The organism is Bradyrhizobium archetypum, from assembly GCF_013114835.1.
In the GTDB taxonomy this organism is placed as follows: Bacteria; Pseudomonadota; Alphaproteobacteria; order Rhizobiales; family Xanthobacteraceae; genus Bradyrhizobium; species Bradyrhizobium archetypum.
Genome location: NZ_JAAVLW010000005.1, coordinates 420,586 through 439,513, shown reverse-complemented (window position 1 = coordinate 439,513; position 18,928 = coordinate 420,586). Strand labels below are relative to the sequence as shown.

22 protein-coding genes are annotated in these 18,928 nt (G+C 62.1%); 13 read left to right on the top strand and 9 right to left on the bottom strand.

Annotated elements, in window-relative coordinates:
* Positions 1-132 precede the first annotated feature (132 nt).
* Positions 133-354: a hypothetical protein gene (locus HCN50_RS18475; protein ID WP_171711086.1), complete on the top strand. Its 222-nt coding sequence runs from the start codon at positions 133-135 to the stop codon at positions 352-354.
* A 420-nt stretch (positions 355-774) separates the two neighbouring features.
* Positions 775-1,014: a hypothetical protein gene (locus HCN50_RS18470; protein WP_171711085.1), complete on the top strand. Its 240-nt coding sequence runs from the start codon at positions 775-777 to the stop codon at positions 1,012-1,014.
* A 487-nt stretch (positions 1,015-1,501) separates the two neighbouring features.
* Here HCN50_RS18470 and HCN50_RS18465 read toward each other — a convergent pair whose 3' ends face one another.
* Positions 1,502-2,773 (bottom strand): DUF892 family protein, encoded by a 1,272-nt coding sequence (locus tag HCN50_RS18465; protein ID WP_171711084.1) that lies wholly within the window; start codon positions 2,771-2,773, stop codon positions 1,502-1,504.
* 211 nt (positions 2,774-2,984) lie between these two features.
* On the opposite strand from HCN50_RS18465, the gene HCN50_RS18460 reads away from it, so the two are divergent.
* The gene (locus HCN50_RS18460; RefSeq protein WP_171711083.1) at positions 2,985-5,333 is read left to right on the top strand and encodes a xanthine dehydrogenase family protein molybdopterin-binding subunit; all 2,349 of its coding nucleotides are present in this window, start codon (positions 2,985-2,987) and stop codon (positions 5,331-5,333) included.
* A gap of 167 nt (positions 5,334-5,500) precedes the next feature.
* Here the strand turns inward: HCN50_RS18460 and HCN50_RS18455 are convergent, their stop codons facing one another.
* Positions 5,501-5,863 (bottom strand): hypothetical protein, encoded by a 363-nt coding sequence (locus tag HCN50_RS18455; protein ID WP_171711082.1) that lies wholly within the window; start codon positions 5,861-5,863, stop codon positions 5,501-5,503.
* A gap of 294 nt (positions 5,864-6,157) precedes the next feature.
* Here HCN50_RS18455 and HCN50_RS18450 point away from each other — a divergent pair, with 294 nt between their 5' ends.
* Positions 6,158-6,388, top strand: coding sequence for a DUF6894 family protein (locus HCN50_RS18450; RefSeq protein ID WP_171711081.1), 231 nt, complete (start codon positions 6,158-6,160; stop codon positions 6,386-6,388).
* Positions 6,389-6,409: 21 nt separating this feature from the next.
* Here the strand turns inward: HCN50_RS18450 and HCN50_RS18445 are convergent, their stop codons facing one another.
* Positions 6,410-6,613, bottom strand: coding sequence for a hypothetical protein (locus HCN50_RS18445; RefSeq protein WP_171711080.1), 204 nt, complete (start codon positions 6,611-6,613; stop codon positions 6,410-6,412).
* Between HCN50_RS18445 and HCN50_RS18440 the strand changes: the two genes are divergently transcribed.
* Together HCN50_RS18440 and HCN50_RS18435 are read left to right on the top strand one after the other, a co-directional pair.
* Positions 6,597-7,484 carry a Crp/Fnr family transcriptional regulator gene (locus tag HCN50_RS18440; protein WP_311968068.1) on the top strand — a complete coding sequence of 296 codons (888 nt, stop codon included), beginning with the start codon at positions 6,597-6,599 and terminating at the stop codon, positions 7,482-7,484. The two genes, HCN50_RS18445 and HCN50_RS18440, sit on opposite strands and share 17 nt — an antisense overlap.
* A 184-nt stretch (positions 7,485-7,668) precedes the next feature.
* A complete protein-coding gene (locus tag HCN50_RS18435; protein ID WP_171711079.1) occupies positions 7,669-7,884 on the top strand; it encodes a hypothetical protein in 216 nt (71 codons plus the stop codon).
* A gap of 12 nt (positions 7,885-7,896) precedes the next feature.
* Here HCN50_RS18435 and HCN50_RS18430 read toward each other — a convergent pair whose 3' ends face one another.
* The 5 genes from HCN50_RS18430 to HCN50_RS18410 are packed head-to-tail and all read right to left on the bottom strand — an operon-like array spanning position 7,897 to position 9,882.
* On the bottom strand, positions 7,897-8,343 hold the full coding sequence (locus HCN50_RS18430; protein ID WP_235977052.1) for a DUF1801 domain-containing protein: 447 nt from the start codon (positions 8,341-8,343) through the stop codon (positions 7,897-7,899).
* Positions 8,344-8,381: 38 nt separating this feature from the next.
* Positions 8,382-8,858 carry a DUF1801 domain-containing protein gene (locus HCN50_RS18425; RefSeq protein WP_171711077.1) on the bottom strand — a complete coding sequence of 159 codons (477 nt, stop codon included), beginning with the start codon at positions 8,856-8,858 and terminating at the stop codon, positions 8,382-8,384.
* Positions 8,859-8,879: 21 nt separating this feature from the next.
* Positions 8,880-9,086, bottom strand: coding sequence for a hypothetical protein (locus tag HCN50_RS18420; protein ID WP_171711076.1), 207 nt, complete (start codon positions 9,084-9,086; stop codon positions 8,880-8,882).
* 44 nt (positions 9,087-9,130) lie between these two features.
* Positions 9,131-9,562, bottom strand: a complete 432-nt coding sequence (locus tag HCN50_RS18415) for an SRPBCC family protein (protein ID WP_171711075.1) — start codon at positions 9,560-9,562, stop codon at positions 9,131-9,133.
* Positions 9,559-9,882, bottom strand: a complete 324-nt coding sequence (locus HCN50_RS18410; protein WP_171711074.1) for an ArsR/SmtB family transcription factor — start codon at positions 9,880-9,882, stop codon at positions 9,559-9,561. The genes HCN50_RS18415 and HCN50_RS18410 overlap by 4 nt, the downstream gene beginning before the upstream one ends.
* A gap of 133 nt (positions 9,883-10,015) precedes the next feature.
* On the opposite strand from HCN50_RS18410, the gene HCN50_RS18405 reads away from it, so the two are divergent.
* Entirely contained in the window at positions 10,016-10,651 is a 636-nt protein-coding gene (locus HCN50_RS18405) for a class I SAM-dependent methyltransferase (protein WP_171711073.1), read from the top strand.
* An 8-nt stretch (positions 10,652-10,659) separates the two neighbouring features.
* On the opposite strand, the gene HCN50_RS18400 is transcribed toward HCN50_RS18405, so the two are convergent.
* The gene (locus tag HCN50_RS18400; RefSeq protein WP_171711072.1) at positions 10,660-11,064 is read right to left on the bottom strand and encodes a four-helix bundle copper-binding protein; all 405 of its coding nucleotides are present in this window, start codon (positions 11,062-11,064) and stop codon (positions 10,660-10,662) included.
* Between HCN50_RS18400 and HCN50_RS33110 the strand changes: the two genes are divergently transcribed.
* The 6 genes from HCN50_RS33110 (at position 11,039) to HCN50_RS18370 (ending at position 18,842) form a co-directional block, all read left to right on the top strand.
* A complete protein-coding gene (locus HCN50_RS33110; RefSeq protein WP_210264982.1) occupies positions 11,039-11,662 on the top strand; it encodes a hypothetical protein in 624 nt (207 codons plus the stop codon). The genes HCN50_RS18400 and HCN50_RS33110 overlap by 26 nt on opposite strands.
* An 83-nt stretch (positions 11,663-11,745) precedes the next feature.
* On the top strand, positions 11,746-12,153 hold the full coding sequence (locus HCN50_RS18390) for a FixH family protein (protein WP_171711070.1): 408 nt from the start codon (positions 11,746-11,748) through the stop codon (positions 12,151-12,153).
* On the top strand, positions 12,150-13,553 hold the full coding sequence (locus HCN50_RS18385) for an efflux RND transporter periplasmic adaptor subunit (protein ID WP_171711069.1): 1,404 nt from the start codon (positions 12,150-12,152) through the stop codon (positions 13,551-13,553). Before HCN50_RS18390 ends, HCN50_RS18385 begins: the two co-directional genes overlap by 4 nt.
* Positions 13,550-16,741, top strand: a complete 3,192-nt coding sequence (locus HCN50_RS18380; protein WP_171711068.1) for an efflux RND transporter permease subunit — start codon at positions 13,550-13,552, stop codon at positions 16,739-16,741. Before HCN50_RS18385 ends, HCN50_RS18380 begins: the two co-directional genes overlap by 4 nt.
* 78 nt (positions 16,742-16,819) lie before the next feature.
* The gene (locus tag HCN50_RS18375) at positions 16,820-17,431 is read left to right on the top strand and encodes a class I SAM-dependent methyltransferase (RefSeq protein ID WP_171711067.1); all 612 of its coding nucleotides are present in this window, start codon (positions 16,820-16,822) and stop codon (positions 17,429-17,431) included.
* A 304-nt stretch (positions 17,432-17,735) separates the two neighbouring features.
* Positions 17,736-18,842, top strand: a complete 1,107-nt coding sequence (locus HCN50_RS18370) for a TRAP transporter substrate-binding protein (protein ID WP_171711066.1) — start codon at positions 17,736-17,738, stop codon at positions 18,840-18,842.
* The last annotated feature ends 86 nt before the right edge of the window (positions 18,843-18,928 follow it).

Genomic DNA, 18,928 nt, shown 5'->3' with positions numbered 1-18,928 from the left:
ACATTCCACGGTGCGCGCATCCAAACATCAGGCGCTTGTCCGTCGATCTGCACGGCCGCTCGCGATTGCGAACGGTCATAGGAACGAAGTTCATCCTTCCGATTTGAGTCCGCGCTCACTGAGGCGCGCACCATGAACACCCCGGACGAGGACGTCCTATTGAGGGCCATTGAAGATGCCCGGCGCATCCTGGGAGAACACGTCGCGCCAGAGGCGCCGGGGGACGCAACGCATACGATCGAGCGGCTGTTGGCCGTTCTCGACCGAGATGAGGTCGTGCATGCTCTCGATCGTATGACAAGGCGCCGAACCGTTCGGCTCGTGGATGAAAAAGGCTCCAGCGCACAGGGCTGAGCGTCCATGGTTTCCGGATGAAGGGCATTTTAGAAAGCGCCAGCGACGGCTCTGGCCAGCGCGCCGAGCACTCGCCTGCGGTACAGCGTTCAAATTTCCGCTCACTTCCCGCCATCGAGGTTGACTGCGGCCTTCATTCAAAGACGTCACAGCAGGACCGCGCGTCATCCGGAACGGCGAGACCAAAAGCCATTCGCGCCTGAATTCGGTTTCATTCACGGAACATCAGCCTGTTCCGTCCGTTTTATACAGGTAAGAAGGAGGAGGAGACCATGCCTGTATTACTGCTTTGGGCCGTGCCCACCGTCATCGTAGTCGGTGGTCTCGGCTACTATTTTCTTCGTGTAGTCCACTAAGCGGAGTGTCACTGCCCGTGCCGGGAAACCGGCCGGGCTATTTTCCTTATTGAAGGGTCCCGTGATGAAATACCCGCTTTTAGGAATTGCGGCGCTTGCCACGCTGGCTGGGCCAGCCTTTGCTGATCCATGGAAGGACGAGAGCGGCAATGGCCGGTGGAGGCAAGATCGCGGCGCTTACCGCGCCTACAATTACGACCGCGAGTACAAGCAAGAGTTCTACCGCGGCCCATGCAAGATTGAACGCAAGTGGGAGCGCAACGGCGAATATAAGGAAGAAACGAAGTGCAAAGGCTATCACTGAGTCAGTTGGACTAGCCGTTTTTGAGTCGCCTTATTTGAACCCTGATGTTCGTTCCACGGCGTTAGAAGAGCTTTCAGGCGTATCCGGTCAGAGCTGACAGCCATACAATCGCGTCGATCTGGTTTGTATTGAAGAAGAAAAGTGCGCGCGAGCGCGCCGAACTATTCGTCGAGGCAGAGTTCTGGCAGTCTGGAACTGATAACGGTTCGGCCGCAGCAGTAAGCCTCAGCCTGAGCGGACCGGCCCCGGCCGGGCAATAGGAGGGCCGGGGCCGCTCCACGATCTCTCTACAACAGAGAGAGGCTCTTGCAACTCCGTTTTGGGATCCGGTTCCGAGCGTGGAGGTAGATTGCTCGACAACTGCGACGGCGCAACCAGAAAAAGAAGGGTCTACCGCGCAGCGTGCCGGATAGCTATCACCTCTGCCGCCGATGAGCTCCTGCAACCCGCTGGATCGCAAGAGCTCCTCTCAGTTGTTTATTAGCCGTTATTCGGCCTGTTCGACAGCGGCGGGCATCTTTGCCACCGACATCAGCGATCGGGCCACCTGATTGAGGAGTTGATCGGAATTTTCCTCTTCCGCCAGCGACTTCGACAACAGGGCGACGACAGCGCTGTGCCGCAATTGCTGGGCGAGGTTCTTCGCAGTCGTGTAGGCCGACATCTCGTAGTGCTCGACGCGTTGCGCGGCGCCGATCAGGGCAAGGTCGGCGGCAACGTCCTCCTTCTTTTCGCCCTCGGCCATGATTTCCTGGCCTTCCTCGACCAGGCCCATCATGCCCTTGCAGGGCTTAGCCCGGGCCGTTTTGCCAAGCAGTTCGAAGCACTCGTTGATGCGCTCGATCTGATTCTCGGTCTCGAGCAAATGCTGCTCGAACAGCTCGCGGAGTTGATCGAAGCGCGCCGCCGCGGCCATCTTTGGCAGCGCCTTGGTGAGCTGCTTCTCCGCATGAAGAATGTCACGCAGCTCGTCGATCAGGAGCTCGGTGAGACCGGCCTCGTCGACCGGCGGCGAGCTCTCCGCGATGATGGCCGTCGCCGCGCCCGGCTCGCCAGCCTGGATCGCCGGAGATTCCGTGAATACCCATCCGTTGCCCTCGTTCCAGGGGCCGCGCGCGTCGATCTCGCCATGTTCACCGGTTCCGGTGGAATCGTTGAAGAACTGGTCGACGAGGCCCGGCGTCGGCGCGATGCGGCCGATGCTGAAGGCCGGTTTGCTCATGCTTTCGAGCGCCAACGCGAAGGCCTTCATATGGGTGATTTCCCGGGTCATCAGGAACTGCAGGGCGTCCTTGCTGCCGGCGTCGTCGCAGAAATTGATCAGGCGCTCATAGACGATCTTGGCGCGGGCCTCTGCCGCAATATTGCTGCGGAGATCGACGTCCAGCTCGCCGGTGATCTTAAGGTAGTCGGCGGTCCAAGGATTGCCTTGCGAATTGAACAGATTGATTCCACCGCCGCCGGCGATGGCGATCAGCGGATCGGCTTCTGCGGCCTGGCGGTCGAACTTGGACGGCTTCAGATGCATGCGTGCGAGACAGCCGACGACTTCGAGATGGCTCAGTTCCTCCGTGCCGATATCCATCAGAAGGTCCTTGCGGTCCGGATCTTCGCAATTGAGGCCCTGTATCGAATACTGCATTGCCGCGGCCAATTCCCCATTGGCGCCGCCGAATTGCTCAAGGAGCATGTTGCCAAAGCGCGGGTCGGGCTCGTCGACGCGAACGGTGAACATCAGTTTCTTGACGTGATGGTACATTGGGAGACTCCGAAGGTCGGGTGAAGAATCTCGAACCGGAGGTTGTGATGTTTGTTCCTAATTCCGCGGGGCCGCCTGATTGGATCGGATGATCGACGTGAAACAGGCGCACTCTCACCGCAACCAAATGGGCACAATCTCTCGTAGTCCGTTTCCTTCGCCGCAAGGCGACCTATTGCCTTTGCCCGCGCCCGGTTCCATACAGCTTGGCATGACCGAGCCGTTGTTGGGGCACAGCATCAACCGCATTGAGGACGAACGCTTCGTGCGGGGACGCGGGCGCTATGTTGCCGATCTTGCGGCGCCGAACGCGCTTCACGGCGTCGTCGTTCGCTCGCCGCAGGCGCACGCGCGCATCACTACGATCAGGGTCGATGCGGCGCGTCAAATGCCTGAAGTCGCCGCCGTGCTGACGGGCACCGACCTGGCCGCCGACAATATCGGACCGCTACCATGCGCGGTAACCGCCATTCCGATGACCACGCCCCTGGTGGTACCGCCCTATCACGCGCTGGCGCGCGACGGCGTCCGCTATGTCGGTGAGCCGGTCGCGTTCGTGGTTGCGAAAAGCGCCGAGGCCGCGCGCGATGCTGCCGAAGCCGTCACCGTCGACTATGAGCCGCTGCCGCCGGTCGTCTCGATCGCAGATGCAATTCTGCCGGACGCGCCCTCGATCTGGCCGGAGGTTGCTGGCAACATCGCGTTCCAGTTCAACCGTGGTGAGATCGGCCCGGTGGAAGCGGCGATCCGCGACGCCGCCCATGTCGTGGAATGCGAGCTGGTCAACAACCGCGTCGTCGCCGCGCCGCTGGAGACGCGCGGCGCGTTGGGAGAGTTCGATGCGAAACGCGGCCGTCTGCACCTGATCGCCTCGGCCGCCGGCGCGCACGCGATCCGCGACCTGCTGGCAACCTCGGTTTTCCGCATCGGGAAAGACAAGCTCCGCGTCAGCATTCCCGATGTCGGCGGTGGCTTCGGAATGAAGAACGTTCTCTATCCGGAATGGGTGCTTGTGCTGTGGGCGGCGCGCCGTCTCGGCCGTCCGGTCAAATGGATCGGAGACCGCAACGAGGATTTCACCGGCTCGGCGCATGGCCGCGACAGCCTGGTGCGGGCCCGCCTTGCCCTGGATCGCGACGGCCGATTCCTGGCGCTCGACAGCAAAGTTTTCGCTAATCTTGGCGCCTACGTCTCGACGGTGGCGCCGGCCGTGCCGACCATGGCAATGGCGAGTGCGATGGGCGGCGTCTACGACATTCCGCTGATCGCATTCGAGACGAGGGGCGTATTCAGCAACACGACGCCGATCGATGCCTACCGCGGCGCCGGCAAGCCCGAGGCGAACTATCTGATCGAGCGCTGCATCGACATCGCAGCTCACCAGCTCGGGATGGATGCGCTGAAGCTGCGGCGCAAGAACATCATGCGTCGTTTTCCTTACAGCAGTGCGATGGGACTTTCGGTCGAGCAGGGCAGCTTTGCCCATGCAATCAATCACGCGGTCGCGGCCGCGGAAGGGTTCAATGTGCGCCGGCGGAACTCGCGCGCCCGGGGCCGGCTGCGCGGCCTGGGCTATGCCTGCTTTCTCGAAACGGCGCGCGGTCAGCCCAATGAAGTGGCGGAGGTTGCTCTCGCCGCGGACGGCCGGATCGACCTGAAGGTCGGCACGCATTCCAATGGTCAGGGGCATGAGACGACGTTCGCCCAGATCGCCGCCGATGCGTTCGGCTTGCCGCTCGAGCGCTTCCGGTTTTTGCAAGGCGACACGGATGATCTCGACGCCGGTGGCGGTCATGGCGGGGCGCGCTCCATGCACCAGGGCGGCACCGCGCTCCTGATGGCGGCCGAAGGCGTGATCGAGAACGCGCGCCGGCTTGCCGCGCGCCTGCTGCAGGCCAGCGTGGATGGGATTCAGTACCAGGCCGGCATGTTGCGCGTGGCTGCAACCGGGCAGGAGATCAGCCTCGACGAGGTGGCGCGTGCCTCGTATCAGACGCCAGGTGACGACATTGCACCCGGGCTCGCGCACCAGGCGACCCACCTCTGCGACCGCTATACCTTTCCCAACGGCTGCCATGTCGCTGAAGTCGAGATCGATCCCGAAACCGGCGAGGTGAAGCTCGACCGCTATGTCATCTTCGACGATTATGGCCGCCTGCTCGATCCCCGCCTGACGCTGGGGCAGGTCCATGGCGGCGTGGCCCAAGGCATCGGTCAGGCATTGTTCGAGCAGGCGCTGTTCGATGCCGAGACGGGACAGATCCTTTCGGGCTCGCTGATGGACTACGCGTTGCCGCGCGCGGACGATCTGCCCGCGTTCGAGGGCAGTCTCACGCCTGACTTTCCGAGCCGCGCCAACCGGCTCGGCGTCAAAGGAAGCGGGCAGGCCGGGGCCATCGCGGCTCCCGCCACCATCATGAATGCCGTGATGAACGCGCTGGCGCCGCTCGGCGTGCAGCATCTCGACATGCCCGCCACGCCCGCCCGCATATGGCACGCGATCAGGACGGCAAAATCGCGATCGGGTCAGCGCGCCGACACGAGGTTCGCCGATCAGTAACCCACGCAGGCCTCGATCCATCCGCCTACAGCCGGGTGACGTTCGAGATCGAGGAATACGAGGACATGGTCCGGCTGACGGTCAGCCATCACGAACTCGTAGCCGGCAGCGGGATGGCCAACAGGAAAGCTTGGCCAGAGCCCGTTCAGCTCTGATGAGTAGACAGGCTAATACAGCCGCATCGGCAGCGGCAACTGGACGTCCCGATAGCGGCCTTCGTAGCGATCGACAAAATCCTGCAGGAAAAATGGAATGTCGCGCTGCTGGAGATCGCAACGTCGCCGCAGTTCGTGTACGACCTCCGCCGAGGCGTCACGGCACCATCCTTCGCCGACGTTGAAGGCAACAACCCGTATCGGGTTGACGTACTGGCCGGTGAGCAGATCCATGACAACCGGCTCGAAGCCGGGCGTCTCCGAATTCACTTCTCCCCAGATCCGTCCGTGTTCGAAGGAATGGTGCTCGACGATGTAGACATCGTGCTCGTCAATGTGGGGCACGATTGACGGAACCGACTCAGCCGTGCGCATAAAGCACTCCCGGACTCCAGAACAGCGAATCAAGCTGGCTCGCTTCGATTCGTTCCTCGCCGCGCTGGACACCGACGGGCGCAGGAGGTCAGGCGGCAATCCGGCGCCGCATCCCCGCCCGAGGTTGCTCGTCGCCAGAGGAACATTTAGCGGCGCCATAGCTTGCTTACTATGTCCTGTGGCGGACACAGCGTTCGTGCCGTGACGACGTCAGTTCGAACAAGGGCCGCCGCGAATAGTCCAAGGGCGTATCGGTCGGGAAAGGCTGCCCGCCGTTAAAAAGGAAAAGCCCTCATGCCACGCTATTTTTTTAATGTGTATCACGAGCGGGCCGAACTGGACGAGGAAGGGGAGGAATTGCCCGACGTGCAAGCGGCCTGGCGCGAGGCAACCAGGACAGCGGGGCAGATCATCCAGGACCTTGATGGAAGGCTGCGTCCGGGCAAGGACTGGTGCATGGAGGTCACGGACGAGTTCGCAAATCCGCTGTACGTCATCCGCGTCTGCGCCGACCGGCGGATGTGAGACGTAAGACGGCGCGCCGCACTATTTCGGACCCTGCAATTCGCGCGATGTCAGCCAACGCTCGATGGCGGCCGCGGACTCGGTCGAGACCGCCGCCATGATCAGGCGATCGCGTTCGCGTCCTGGCGGCAGCACCTCGGCCTTTTCGCGGGCGCGAAAGGCAATTCGTTTCAGCCGCTCCTGAAGAGAAAGCTCCGGCCGGCTGCGATTGCGTTTCTTTTTCATGGATGGATCTCCTTTGTCGACAAGACCCTTTCATGTTCTGACGATCGTATCCTTAACCTTTGTTGGGAACTGGTATCGGGCGGCTTTCGTTTTCATTCAAAGGCAGCAGGTCAATTCACTCAAAAAAGGAGGCAAGCCGTTGGAGCGGGAAACGGTGTTGGCGAGCTTGTTGCGGCGGCTCAATACCGTCTCGAAACTCGATCAGGCGGACATCGCTGCAATCCGTTCGCTTCCAGTTGCGGTTCGCCACTGGGAGGGCGGGAGAGCCATCGTATCCGATGGCGAGCGTCCGACAGAATGCTGCCTGATCATCGAAGGATTCTGCATCCGGTCAAAGACGACCGAGCGGGGTGGGCGGCAAATCCTCTCGATTCACATCCCCGGGGAAATTCCCGATCTTCAGAGTTTGCACCTGCAGGTGATGGATCATGATCTGATCACGCTGGTGCCGTCGACACTGGGGTTCATCAGTCACACGTCGCTGCGCGCCCTGACGCATACGCAGCCGAACGTCGCGGAAGTGTTTTGGCGCGACACCTTGATCGATGCCGCAATATTCCGGGAGTGGATCGTCAATGTCGGACAACGGCCGGCGCCGGCCCGGCTGGCTCACACCGTCCTTGAGCTTCGCCGGCGCCTTGCTCTCACGGAGCGCGCCGAGCCTGCGGTGTTCGAATTTCCCCTGACCCAGGAGCAAATCGGCGAAGCGCTGGGCATAACGCCTGTGCATGCAAACCGCATCATCAAGCAGCTTCGCCAGGACGGAATTGTCGACGTCAGCAGGGGCCGCGTCCACGTGCTCGACGAAACAAAGCTGGCGGAATTGGCGCAGTTTGACGACCGCTATCTCCACCAGGACCCGTCGGCCTGAAGCGTCCGACCGCCGCGTCAGCGGCTCGCCGGCCTCATGGAATCGGATTTTGTCCGCCTTGTTGGAACGATTCAATTTCGGGAAAATTATGCAATAGTGTCAGGGATAGACACATGGACTTGAGCGGCTGCCGGTCCGACCTCAACGTTGCATTGGCAACCGCTTCCTTTTCACTGCCATCGCCATGAAGGACTTTGCAAACGCATCGTTCCCGCCCGAGGTCATCTCGGTGATGGAGCAGGCGCTTGAAGCCACCGTCGCGTCGCTTCCTGAGCCCGTCAGCTCTCATCACGTTCAATACATCGCGGAAGCTATCCTGCGCGGCGCCCACGCCGGAGAGCGGGATCCGGTTGTCCTGCAGCGGCTCGCATTGCTGGAATTGCAGCTTTTTCCCAGGTAGGCATCGCCATCGTCAAGCGGTCTTTGCTTTCTTCCGGGCGCTGGCGGGACGAGGGGCCGCCCGTTTCGACGTGTTCAATGCCACGGCCGCGCGAATGAGCGCCTTCAAGGCTTTTTCGTTGATCTTGTCGCCCTCGTGGATATCGATGGCGCGCCTGGTATTGCCCTCCAGGCTGGAGTTGAAGAGGCCTGATGGGTCGTCCAGCGAGGCGCCCTTGGCGAAGGTCATTTTCACGACAGCCTTGTAGGTCTCGCCGGTGCAGATGATTCCGTCGTGCTCCCACACCGGAACGCCCCGCCACTTCCATTCCTCGACCACTTCAGGGTCGGCCTGCTTGATGATGCTGCGGATACGCGCGAGCGTCTCGCCGCGCCAGTCGCCCAATTCCTTGATCCTGGCATCGATGTGCTCGGAGGGCGAGCGTCCGCCTTTTGCTTCGTTCGCGCCGCTTTTCTTCATACTTGTCGCCGCTTTCTTCGTTGCTGTCGTCATTTCGCTCACAATCGTTCGCCCGGCAATTGGCTCGCTTGCTTCACCCAGGCGACGAATTGGGCTTCGTCAAGGGCAGCGTCCTCATAGATGTCGAGATAGCGCACTTCCTTGTGCTTGGACTCGCCGGGCGGGACAGGGCGCAGCGATGTGCCGCGGAAGAAGGCCACTTTGACGTACTTGGTGAAGCAATGAAAGTTGAGGAACCAGCCGCCCTGGTCCTCGACACCGTAAAAGGGCGTGTTCCATTTGACCGCCTTGCGCACGCCGGGGACGGTGCGCACGATGAGCGCGTCAAGGATGCGGCCGACGTCGCGCTTCCATCCCGGCATGGCCGCGATGTAGGCCTGCACGGGAGCGTCGCCGTCCGCTTTCGCAACCTGCGGATTGCCGCCCGAGAGCAGGACGACCGGTTTGGCGGCGGGCCGTCTGGCGGTGGGCTTCTTGGCTGCCTTCGGCGGTGCCTTCGACGTCGTTTGCGCCATGGCGTTGATTCCTGCGCTGCTTCAGCCGCTGCGCCATTTGGCAGCATAGGGCAACATGAACATGTACAGACCCGTGAGCAGGAGCAAGATCAGCGGCAGCAGCGCCAGCAACCCCACCCAGGCGGCTTGCTTCTCCTGCACCATGGCAGCCACATTGGCGATAATGGCCACCGTGAAGGCAAGGGCTAGCCAACGGTGGACCTGTCGTATCCACTTGTTCCAGTTCAATGTGACCTCCTTTTGAAGACGAGACGGGGCGCGATGCGGCGGTTTCAGTCGACCCGCGCTACGAGTTCTTCCAGCTTGGCGAAGAATTGCTGCCATCCGGCGTGGGCGCCGCCATAGGCCTGCTTCTGATCCGGCCGGAAGCCGGTTTGCTCCATGCGCAGGCGGGTTCCCGAGGCCGTTGGCGTCAGTGTGAACGTCACCACGCTCTGCAGGTTGAAGGCCGCATCCACGTGCTTGAAATTCCAGGTGTAGGACAGTGCCTTGTTCGGCTCGATGGCGAGCACCTCGCAGTCGAGTACGCCGCCCCAGTCGCCGCGAAGATTGAAATGGTGGCCCACGACGGGCTTGAAGTCGTTCTTCATTAGCCACTCCTCGATCAAATGGGGTTGCGTGAGCGCGCGCCAGAGCTTTTCCGGCGGATAGGACATCTCGCGTTCGACGACGACGGTGCGTGTTTCGGTGGCGGAGTTGGTCATTGGTCCATCCGTTTGAGCAGGTCTTCGAGGCTATCGAACCGGTTCTGCCAGAAGCCGTGCATTTGGCTCGCCCAGTCGATCAGCGGGGCCAGGGCGCCAAGCTGCGCGCTATAATGCGTCTGGCGGCCTGCGTGACGATCGCGGACCAGCCCGGCCTGCTTCAGAACGCCAAGATGTTTTGAAACCGCCGGTTGCGAGATCCCGGCCCGGGCCGTCAGCGCCCCGACCGTCTGCTCGCCTTCGCGGCAGAGCCGCTCGAAGATTGCCCGACGGGTCGGATCGGCGAGGGTCCTGAAGAGTACGTCGCGAGCGTTCGGCATCTGAGATCGATAACCTGTTGGTTATTGATCAATCCATAACCGGAGAGATATGGGTTAGTCAACCGGGTCATTGTCGAGGGTAGCAGCCGCGATCATATATCGAGCGTCCGCACCAAGGAGAGGAGGGGCCCCTGTGGGAGAGGTCAGCCGTCAGGCCCATTGGGAGAACGTCTACACGACGAAGCGCGAGAACGAGGTTAGCTGGTATCAGGAAAGCCCGGCTCCTTCGCTCGATCTGATCGTGCAGGCGGCGGCGACCCGCACCTCGACCATCATCGATATCGGCGGCGGCGCGTCGCGGCTGGTCGACCATCTCGTGGAGCAGGGATTTCAGGACGTCACCGTGCTTGACCTGTCCACTGCGGCGTTGGCCGCCGCTAAAAGCCGCCTTGAGAGCCACCTTGGCGCCAGCGCCAGGCAAGTGAGCTGGATCGTTGCGGACGCGACGAGCTGGGAGCCGGCCAGGTCTTACGACATCTGGCATGACAGGGCGGCGTTCCATTTTCTCACCGATGCCAACGATCGGGCCGCCTACATTGCCCGTCTTCAGCGTGGCCTGAAAATTGGCGGGCACGCCATCATCGCCACCTTCGCGCCCGACGGCCCCGAAAAATGCAGCGGCCTGCCGGTCGCGCGCTACGACAGCGCGAGCCTGGGACGGACGCTCGGCGCCGCGTTCAAGCCGGTCCACACGCAGCGGCACGAGCATGCGACGCCCTGGGGCTCCCGACAGGCTTTCCAATTCAGCATCTTTCGACGCGAGGGCTGATACCTGCGCTATTGCGCCATGCTGCGTGACACTTCCTGACAGGCCTCCATGCATCGGAGACAGCTTTCCGCACAGATACGGCAATGTTCGTGCTGGGCTGCATGCCTCTGGCACTCCTCCGCGCAAAGCCGGCAGGCGGCGGCGCAGACGCTCAGCATGCGGCGCATCACCTCGTCGTCGTAACCTGTCCGGCGGGTCATGATGCGGCCGGTAATGTTGCAGATGTCGGCGCAATCCAGGTCCAGGCGGATACACTGGGTGAGATCCTGCACCATGCGCTCCGAGAGGCAGGCGTCGGCGCAGGAGGTACAGGTCTGGGCGCAGGAATAGCACTCTTCGATGCAACGGATCAGGGCGTCATTGATCTGGCCCTGGGCGGCCGGGTGGGTGCCGATCATTTCGCGGGCGTGCATGGCGGGGCTCCTTGCTTTAAGTGCCGGCTGCAAGTCGTGCGGCCGCTACCTCAAGCCGCAGCGGCCGAAAATGTTCTGCGCCAGGCCGAACAGGGAAAGGCGGCAGGCTTCCGGGATTGATCCAGCGCAATCAGGGGCGTCGCACTTGCGCTATATTAAGCAAACCCGCGGCTTTGTGATGGAACCTGGCTTCCCATCACGGGCCGAACTATGCGAAAATCGCTCCGTGAAACGCTCGATCCACCTTTGCCGGCTGATAGCGGTCTTTTTGATCGCAGGCCTCGTATTTGCCCCGCTTGCGGCGCGGGCGAACGTGGATTCGGCGGCATCGACGGCCATGGCCTCCCTGGCCGACGAAGCGGCGTTCGCGGCGGCTGACATGCCGTGCTGCCCGGAGAAATCGTCGCCCGTCGATTGCGCCGATTGCCCGCTGATGGCGCTCTGCGTGTCGGCGACGTTGCAGGCGCCGATGCCGGCGAGTGTTGTCGAAATCCAGCCTGTTACGCTTCGAACGTTTCCTGGCAGCGATCCCGAAGTGGAAAGCGTCGGATACTCGCCCCCTCCAAAACCTCCCCGGTCCCTGGTCGTTTCGGCGTAGCGCCGACAATCGCGCGCGGCGCCTTGTGGCGTCCGCGTCCATGCTGCGTTCGCAGCTGACCAGCAGATCGAGGGTTATCCCCAATGAAGGCCAATCAATTTTCGCGCAGCCTGCGGGTCGCGCTGAGCAGCGCTGTCTTGATGTGCGCCACACCTGTCGCGTTCGCCGATATCAGGAATTACGAGTTCAAACTCGTTGAACCGACCGTAAAAACGGGTCCGGACAAGATCATCGCCGTGAAGCTCGTCGACAAAACGACGGGCAAAGCCGTTCCGGATGCAGTGATTTTCGCCACGCGACTCGACATGGCTCCGGATGCCATGGAGGAGATGGTCACCAAGGTCACCCCGCTCGCGGGATCGGAGCCGGGCACCTACCGGTTCAAGGCCAGCTTCAGCATGGCCGGCCGCTGGCAATTATCGCTTGGCGCCAAGGTGCAGGGCGAAACCGGCACCGTCGAAAGCAAACTCGTCATCCAGGCCGACAAATGAAACGCTCAGTTGTTGTTGGGATCGTCGCTGCTGTCATGGCTGCCGCGGTCGCTGGCGTCCTTTCGCGTCCATATCTCTGGCCGGGCGGAGAGACGAAACATGCGCACGTCATGGAGCAGGCACGCGCCGAACCGGCTGCTGCGATCTACTATCAGGATCCCGACGGCAGGCCTTTTTATTCGCTGACACCGACAAAGACGCCGGACGGCCGCGACTACCGCGCGGTTCCGCGAGACGCCGATATCAGCTTCGACAATTCACCGCAGGAAAGTGCGGCGCCTCCGCCGACCGACCGCAAGATCAAATATTACCGCAACCCCATGGGCCTGCCGGACGTCTCGCCAACGCCCAAGAAGGACTCGATGGGGATGGATTACATCCCCGTCTATGAAGGTGAGGACAACGACGACGGATCGGTCAAGGTCTCGCCGGGAAAAATTCAGCGCACCGGCGTCAAATCGGAGCCGGCGGCCCTCCGACCGGTCCGGACGGTCGTGCGGGCGCCAGGCACGATCCAACTCGACGAGCGTCGAATCTCGGTCATCGCGATGCGCGCGGAAACCTATTTGCAATCGGTCGCTGACGTCACGACTGGCACCTTTGTCAAGAAGGGGCAGCCCTTGATGCAGGTCTATAGTCCGGCAGTTTCCAGTGCGGCCGCAGAGTATGTGACGACATTGACGTCCAAGACTACGGCGGGCGAACCGTCCTACGGACGCGGTTCACGGCAGCGGTTGACGAATCTTGACGTGCCTGACGCAGTGATCACTGAGGTCGAGAGAACGCGGGTCGTTCCGGTGACTGTCGAGTGGCTGGCCCCACGCGACGGCATCGTGTTGGAACGCAACGCCGTCCAGGGGATGCGAGCTCAGCCGGGCGATGTGCTTTTCCGCGTTGCGGACACGTCGGTGGTCTGGGCGATAATTGACATAGCCGAGCGCGATCTCGGCTCGCTTGCGGTCGGACAACCCGTAACCGTGCGCGCGCGCAGCTTCCCGGGGCGGGACTTCTCGGGAAAGATCTCTGTCATCTATCCCCAGGTCAACCGCGAGACACGGACAGCCCGCGTTCGGATCGAACTCGCAAATCCGGACCTCGCATTGCTGCCGGACATGTATGTGGATGCGGATATCGAGATTGGCGGCGCGGAGCCGGTTTTGGCAGTTCCCGACAGTTCGGTGCTTGATACCGGGTCCCGGCAAGTGGTTCTGGTTGATAGGGGCGAGGGCCGATTCGAGCCCCGCGATGTCAAGATCGGCCGTCGCGGGGACGGACTGATCGAAATCCGCGGCGGGCTGAAGGACGGCGAGCCCGTCGTCATCTCGGCCAATTTTCTTATCGATGCGGAAAGCAACCTGAAGGCGGCACTTAAGGGGCTTGCCGAGGGAGCTCAGCCATGATTGCGCGCTTGATCGCCTGGTCGGCTCGTAACCTCCTGCTGGTGTTATTCGGGAGCGGGTTCGCCGCTGCGGCCGGCATCTATGCGCTAGCGCATCTGCCGCTCGACGCCATTCCTGATCTCTCGGATACCCAGGTGATCGTCTACACCGAGTATCCCGGCCAGGCGCCACAGGTGATCGAAGACCAGGTCACCTATCCCCTGACCACGGCGATGCTCACCGTTCCGAAATCGAAAGTCGTCCGCGGCTTCTCGTTCTTCGGCGTGTCGTTCGTCTATGTCATCTTCGAGGACGGCACCGACATCTATTGGGCGCGCTCACGCGTGCTGGAATTCCTCAACAGCGCGGCTTCGAGGCTGCCCGCCGGCGTGACTCCGACAATCGGTCCCGATGCCACCGGCGTCGGATGGGTCTACCAATATGCCGTGATGTCCAGGGAGCTGAACCTTTCCGATACCCGGGCCATCCAGGATTGGAACCTGAAATTCGCGCTGGCGAAAGCGGAAGGCGTCGCCGAGGTCGCCAGCGTCGGCGGCTTCGTGCGCCAGTACAACGTCGTGCTCGATCCGCAGCGCATGCGCGATCTCGGCATCACCATGCAGAAGATGCGCGATGCGATCCGCGCCAGCAATGCCGACGTCGGCGGCCGCACCGTCGAACTGTCCGAATTCGAATATGTCATCCGCGGCAAGGGTTATCTGAAGGGCATCAACGATCTCGGCAACATCGTGCTCAAGGCCAGTAATGGCACGCCAGTGCTGCTCAGGGACATTGCGCGCGTCGAGCTCGGGCCGGACGAGCGTCGCGGCATTACCGAACTCAACGGCGAGGGCGAGGTCGCCAGCGGCATCGTGCTGCAGCGTTTTGGCGTCAATGCGCTGGACGTCATTCAGAACGTCAAGAAGCGCTTTGCGGACATTGCATCGAGCCTGCCGAAATCGGTCGAGATCGTGCCGGTCTATGACCGGTCCAACCTCATCAATGCCGCCATTGCCACGCTCAAAAACACGTTGCTGGAGGAGTGCATCATCGTCGCATTGGTGTGCATCGTGTTCCTGCTGCACGTCCGCAGCGCGCTGGTCGCGATCCTGATGCTGCCGGTCGGCGTGCTGATGGCCTTCGCGGCCATGAAGGTATTGGGCATCGGCTCCAACATCATGAGCCTCGGCGGCATTGCGATTGCGATCGGCGCGATGGTCGATGCCGCCATCGTCATGATCGAGAACGCCCACAAGCATCTCGAGAGGGCCAGGCCCGGACAGTCGCGGCTTGCGATCTTAATCGAGGCTGCAGCCGAGGTCGGGCCGGCGCTGTTCTTCAGCCTGCTGATCATCACCGTATCCTTCATGCCGATCTTCACGCTGGAAGCGCAGGAGGGTCGGCTGTTCAGCCCGCTCGCCTTCACCAAGACGTTTGCGATGGCGGCGGCGGCGCTGTTGTCGGTGACACTGGTGCCGGCGCTGATGGTGGTATTCGTGCGCGGCAAGATCATTCCGGAGCACAAGAACCCGATCAACCGCTTCCTGATCTGGATTTACCGGCCGGTCATCAAGGCGGTGATGCGCGCCAGGATCATGGTGATCCTGATTGCACTCGGCATTCTCGCGGCGACGGTGTGGCCGGCGCGGCAGCTCGGCACCGAGTTCATGCCCAATCTGAACGAGGGCACGCTGCTCTACATGCCGACCACGCTGCCCGGACTTTCCGTCACCAAGGCGGCTGAGTTGTTGCAGGTGCAGGACCGGATTATCCGGAGCTTTCCCGAGGTGGCCTCGGTCTACGGCAAGGCCGGCCGTGCTGCGACCGCAACCGATCCGGCGCCGACCGAGATGTTTGAGACCATCATCAATCTCAAACCGAAGGCCGAATGGCGGGCCGGGCTGACGCTCGAGAGCCTCACGGCCGAAATGGACAAGGCGCTGCAATTTCCCGGCGTCTCCAATGCCTGGACCCAGCCGATCAAGGCGCGCATCGACATGCTCTCGACCGGCATCCGCACGCCGATTGGAGTCAAGGTGATCGGCACCGATCTCGTCGAGATCGACCGGCTGGCCAAGCAGGTCGAGCAGGTGTTGCGCGCGGTGCCGGGCACCTCGTCGGCTTATGCCGAGCGTGGCATCGGCGGCTATTATCTCGAAATCGTTCCCGACCGTGCGGCATTGGCACGTTACGGCATCATGATCCAAGACGTGCAGGACGTGATCGCGACCGCGCTCGGCGGGCAAACGGTGACGACGACGGTCGAGGGCCGCCAGCGCTTTTCCGTCAACATGCGCTATCCAAGAGACCTGCGCAGCGATCCCGCCTCGATCGCGCGCGAGGTTCTGGTGACGATGCCCGCGGGCGGGGCGGTGCCACTCGGCGAGGTGACGAAAGTCGCGCCGGCGCGCGGCCCGACCACGATCCGGACCGAGAACGGGCAGCTCGCGACGTACGTCTATGTCGACATCAGGGACCGCGACATCGGCGGTTACGTTGCCGAGGCGCAGGCCGCCGTGAAGGCCAGCATTCAGGTTCCGCCGGGCGCTTACCTCGTGTGGAGCGGCCAGTACGAGTATCTGGAGCGGGCGGCGGCGCGGCTGAAAATCGTCGTGCCGGTGACGCTCGCGATCATCTTCCTGCTGCTCTATCTCAATTTCCGCTCGCTGACGGAAACGCTGATTGTGATGCTGTCGCTGCCGTTCGCGCTGGTCGGCGGGCTCTGGCTGATGTGGTGGCTCGGCTTCAATTTGTCGGTCGCCGTCGTGGTCGGCTTTATTGCGCTGGCCGGCGTTGCGGCCGAGACCGGCGTGGTGATGCTCATCTACCTCAATCATGCGCTGGATGAACGGCGGGCGCGCAGAGCCGCCGAAGGTGGCACGCTGACGCGCCGAGATCTCTACGATGCCATCATGGAAGGCGCAGTCGAACGAGTGCGGCCGAAGATGATGACGGTGGTCGCCATCATGGCCGGCCTGTTGCCGATCATGTGGAGCACCGGCACCGGCTCGGAGATCATGCAGCGCATTGCGGTCCCGATGATCGGCGGCATGATCTCCTCGACACTGCTGACGCTGATCGTGATTCCGGCCGTATTTGGCCTGCTCAAGGGCTTTGGACTGCCCGGCGATCCCGACGCAGGCCGGCCTGCCGCGGCAGTTGCGACGCATGCGAAGAGAGTGGAGCGCGCCGCGGAGCCGGTTGAATGAGATCAATGATGTCCTACCTAGTGGTCGCTCGCTGATACGTCTGTCGCTACATCCGATGGGCGGCTGGAGGAATGGACCATGGGCTTCTATGGCGACGTTATCCTGCCGAGACTCTGCGATTTCGCGATGCGAAACAAGCAACTGCAGCCCTATCGCGAGCGGGTGATCGGCGCGGCCGAAGGTCGCGTGCTCGAGATCGGGATCGGGTCGGGCCGGAACTTGCCGTTCTATCGTTCACCGGTAACAGAACTGCTGGCGCTGGAGCGGTCTCCTCAACTTACGGCGATGGCCCGGAACGCACCGCAGCCGGGAGCGCCGGTCAACTTCATCGAAGCTTCGGCGGAGGCGATTCCGCTCGATGACCGTAGCATTGACACCGTTGTCACGACCTGGACCTTGTGCAGCATTCCGGATGCCGCCATGGCGCTCACCGAGATGCGCCGGGTGCTTCAGCCAGGCGGTAAGCTCCTGTTTGTGGAGCACGGCATGGCGCCGGACAGGAATGTGAGGCGATGGCAGGACTGGCTGACGCCTGCCTGGAAGTGCATCAGTGGCGGCTGTCATCTCAACCGGCCCATCAGTGCGATGATCGAAGGGGCTGGCTTCCGGATTGAGCGGGTGGAGACCGGCTATATGCCTGGACCGAAGGCGATGACCTTCATGTACGAAGGCAGCGCCCGTCCAAACTAGTCTTACTGCGTCATGGCATTGTGTAATAATCGCGCCGCCGTGCCGCATCCCTTAAGTTGCAGGCGCTCGCGCGACGGGGAATCGTAGCGTGACAGACGAAATTCTCAGCTCAACACGATCGAGCCATCACAACGATCGAAGCCTTCGCACGCCGCATGCCGGCGCTTGCCAACGCCAGAAAGCAAGATGACAACGTGAGGCGATGGTGGCAGAATGGTGGCAGACGTGATTTCAAGACTGGCGGCTAAGAAAAACGAACAAAAGCGATCGCCGACGTCACGTCGTCCAAGGGAGGAGATGGCTCATGAAACGCTTGTTTCTGGGAGTAATCGCCGTTGCCCTGATCGCATCGGCGTTTGTCGGATCCACCACGGCAGTCATGGGGCAGACGAAGGTGCTGAAGATGCAGGCCACATGGCCAGCGTCGCTTACGCTCTATGACAACTTCACCTACTTCGCCGAGCGGGTGAACAAGCTATCGGCCGGCGCGCTGAAGATCGAGGCCATGCCCGCCGGGCAGGTGGTGCCGGCGTTCGAGGTGCTGGATGCGACCCATAAGAAGGTGCTCGACGGAGCGCATTCGTGGGCCGGCTACTGGACCGGCAAGAACAAGACTGCGATCCTTTTCACCGGCGGTCCCGGCGGCACGTTCGGCATGGACTTCATGGACGTGATGGGCTGGCTCTATCACGGCGGCGGCCTCGACCTTTACAACGAGTTCTATCAGAAGGAGCTCAAGCTCAACGTGGTCGTGTTCCCCATCCTGCCTGCAGGTCCGCAGGCGTTCGGCTGGTTCAAGAAGCCGATCCAGACGATTGAGGACATGAAAGGCATGAAATGCCGCCAGACTGGCATGGCCGGCGAGGTCTGGCAGGCGCTCGGCTTCACGGTGGTCAACATGCCGGGCGGCGAAATCATTCCCTCGGCGCAGCGCGGCGTGATCGATTGCGCGGAATGGGTCGGCGGCATCGAAGACCTGCAGCTCGGTTTCCACAATGTCTGGAAGTACCACTATTCGCCCGGCCTGCATGAGAACGTGACGGTAGGCGAAATCGTGATCAACGGCGATGTGTGGAAGGAGCTCAGCGCGCAGCATCAGGAAATCATCAAGTCGGCGGCAAACGAGACATTCCTCGTCTGGTGGACCAAGTGGCAGCGCCAGAATGCCGATGCGCTGATTGAGATGCAGCAGAAGCATGGCGTACAGATCCTGCGCACGCCGACCGAGATCCTGCTGGCCTTCATCAAGAAGTGGGACGAGATCGCGGCGGCGGAGGGCGCCAAGAACCCGTTCTTCAAGAAGGTGCACGACTCGCAGAAGGCCTATGCCAGCGCTGTGGTGCCGTACAAGCGGTCCTATTTTCCGCCGTATTCCTTCATGGCGAACTATTACTTCCCCGTCGAGAAATAGGGCTTCGTCCGGGGCGACCGGTTCGGCCGCCCTCCATTGATGCGGCTCATGCGGCCGGCCTGCATCGTGCGGCAAATCGGCCGCCC

Bases quoted from the DNA above. Each gene is read 5' to 3' on its own strand.
- HCN50_RS18475 (WP_171711086.1), top strand. From the start codon at position 133: ATGAACACCCCGGACGAGGACGTCCTATTGAGGGCCATTGAAGATGCC.
- HCN50_RS18470 (WP_171711085.1), top strand. From the start codon at position 775: ATGAAATACCCGCTTTTAGGAATTGCGGCGCTTGCCACGCTGGCTGGG.
- HCN50_RS18465 (WP_171711084.1), bottom strand. From the start codon at position 2,773: ATGTACCATCACGTCAAGAAACTGATGTTCACCGTTCGCGTCGACGAG.
- HCN50_RS18460 (WP_171711083.1), top strand. From the start codon at position 2,985: ATGACCGAGCCGTTGTTGGGGCACAGCATCAACCGCATTGAGGACGAA.
- HCN50_RS18455 (WP_171711082.1), bottom strand. From the start codon at position 5,863: ATGCGCACGGCTGAGTCGGTTCCGTCAATCGTGCCCCACATTGACGAG.
- HCN50_RS18450 (WP_171711081.1), top strand. From the start codon at position 6,158: ATGCCACGCTATTTTTTTAATGTGTATCACGAGCGGGCCGAACTGGAC.
- HCN50_RS18445 (WP_171711080.1), bottom strand. From the start codon at position 6,613: ATGAAAAAGAAACGCAATCGCAGCCGGCCGGAGCTTTCTCTTCAGGAG.
- HCN50_RS18435 (WP_171711079.1), top strand. From the start codon at position 7,669: ATGAAGGACTTTGCAAACGCATCGTTCCCGCCCGAGGTCATCTCGGTG.
- HCN50_RS18430 (WP_235977052.1), bottom strand. From the start codon at position 8,343: ATGAAGAAAAGCGGCGCGAACGAAGCAAAAGGCGGACGCTCGCCCTCC.
- HCN50_RS18425 (WP_171711077.1), bottom strand. From the start codon at position 8,858: ATGGCGCAAACGACGTCGAAGGCACCGCCGAAGGCAGCCAAGAAGCCC.
- HCN50_RS18415 (WP_171711075.1), bottom strand. From the start codon at position 9,562: ATGACCAACTCCGCCACCGAAACACGCACCGTCGTCGTCGAACGCGAG.
- HCN50_RS18410 (WP_171711074.1), bottom strand. From the start codon at position 9,882: ATGCCGAACGCTCGCGACGTACTCTTCAGGACCCTCGCCGATCCGACC.
- HCN50_RS18400 (WP_171711072.1), bottom strand. From the start codon at position 11,064: ATGCACGCCCGCGAAATGATCGGCACCCACCCGGCCGCCCAGGGCCAG.
- HCN50_RS18390 (WP_171711070.1), top strand. From the start codon at position 11,746: ATGAAGGCCAATCAATTTTCGCGCAGCCTGCGGGTCGCGCTGAGCAGC.
- HCN50_RS18385 (WP_171711069.1), top strand. From the start codon at position 12,150: ATGAAACGCTCAGTTGTTGTTGGGATCGTCGCTGCTGTCATGGCTGCC.
- HCN50_RS18380 (WP_171711068.1), top strand. From the start codon at position 13,550: ATGATTGCGCGCTTGATCGCCTGGTCGGCTCGTAACCTCCTGCTGGTG.
- HCN50_RS18375 (WP_171711067.1), top strand. From the start codon at position 16,820: ATGGGCTTCTATGGCGACGTTATCCTGCCGAGACTCTGCGATTTCGCG.
- HCN50_RS18370 (WP_171711066.1), top strand. From the start codon at position 17,736: ATGAAACGCTTGTTTCTGGGAGTAATCGCCGTTGCCCTGATCGCATCG.